The following is a 1,217-nucleotide window of genomic DNA, read 5'->3' as shown; positions in this document are numbered from 1 at the left end:
GGTCGGTGAGGAGGCCGGGGACGGGCGGGCGGGCGGTCCTTCGGGGGTCAGGGCGGCGTAGCCCCAGGCGATGGCAGCGGCGGCCGCGGCGGCGGCGAGCGGCAGGGCGAAGCGGCGCGTCCAGAAGCCCGCGCCGGAGCGCAGGCCGCGCCGTGGCTGCGGCATCGGCGGCCGGGCCGGGCGCAGGTCTCGTGGGCCGATGGTGTCGGCCCGCGCCGCGAGGGCGTGCCGCAGCCGGGTCTCCACGGGCCGTTCGGCGCCGGGGTCGTGGCCTTCGGTGGTCATGACCGCTCTTCCAAGATCTTCTCCAGGGAGTCCAGGGCCCGGCTGGCGAGGGACTTCACCGAGCCGCGGCTGATGCCGAGGGTTGCCGCGATCTGCGCCTCGGTCAGGTCGCCCCAGTACCGCAGGACGAGGACCTCACGGCGGCGTGCGGTCAGCCGGTTCAGCGCGGCGAGGACCTCGCGGTGCTCCTCGTCGAGCACGATCCGCTCCTCGGCCGACGGCGCGTCGGCCTCGTGCGGCGGCGTGTAGTTGCGGGCGCTGCGGCGGCGTCTGAGTACCGAGCGTGCGGCGTTGACGACGGCGGTCCGCAGGTAGGCGAGGGCGTTGTCGACGTCGGTGAGCCGCTCGCCGTGGCGTTTGCAGAGCGCGGCGAACGCGTCCTGGACGACGTCTTCGGCGGTGGCGCGGTCGTCGACCAGCAGCACGGCGAGACGGACCATGGCCAGCCGGTGCGCGTGGTACAGCTCGCCGATCGTCGGCTGCTGCTCGGGGGCCTGGGCGGTGCCGGGCGGGCCGTACGCGGGCGGGCTGTACGGGCCGGGTGTGCGGGCCGTGGCTGCGGCGCGGGTGGACGGGTGGCGGTGTGCGTACCCGGGCCGGCCGGTGTCCGCGCCGCGCGCCGCGGCCGGGCGGACGGTGCGGCGCAGCCACTGCCACAGGGCAGGCCGCAGCCCCGGCACGGCGAACCGTACCGGGGCGGGCTGTGGGAGTGCGGTGAGTTCCATCGGTTCCCAGGGAGGGGCGTGGGGTCAGGCGCGCCGACGGCGGGCGGCGTAGACGGTGCCGCCGCCGATGGCGAGCAGCGCGGCGGCGCCACCGCCCAGCGCGAGGGTGGTGCCGTCGGACGCGCCGGTGTGCGCGAGCTGCTTCTTGTCGGCGTCGCCCGTGCGGCCGACGGCGGGTGCGGGGGCGGGCGTGGCACGGGTGTGGTC

At 77.3% G+C, this 1,217-nt stretch carries 2 protein-coding genes and 1 pseudogene; all 3 read right to left on the bottom strand.

The window, feature by feature from the left end:
* Positions 1–285: pseudogene (locus tag LIU39_RS34675) on the bottom strand (hypothetical protein); the annotation flags it as partial.
* Entirely contained in the window at positions 282–1,010 is a 729-nt protein-coding gene (locus LIU39_RS34670) for an RNA polymerase sigma factor (protein ID WP_227050962.1), read from the bottom strand. The pseudogene LIU39_RS34675 and the gene LIU39_RS34670, both read right to left, overlap by 4 nt.
* A 24-nt stretch (positions 1,011–1,034) precedes the next feature.
* The coding region (locus tag LIU39_RS34665; protein WP_227050961.1) for an LAETG motif-containing sortase-dependent surface protein at positions 1,035–1,217 on the bottom strand (183 nt) is incomplete at its 5' end.

The sequence above is a fragment of the Streptomyces pinistramenti genome (genome assembly GCF_020564935.1).
Classification (GTDB): domain Bacteria; phylum Actinomycetota; class Actinomycetes; order Streptomycetales; family Streptomycetaceae; genus Streptomyces; species Streptomyces pinistramenti.
Note: the sequence above shows the minus strand (reverse complement) of the source record. Positions and strands in the feature narration are given on the sequence as shown.

Coding starts and splice junctions, on each gene's coding strand:
- LIU39_RS34670 (WP_227050962.1), bottom strand. CDS start 1,010: ATGGAACTCACCGCACTCCCACAGCCCGCCCCGGTACGGTTCGCCGTG.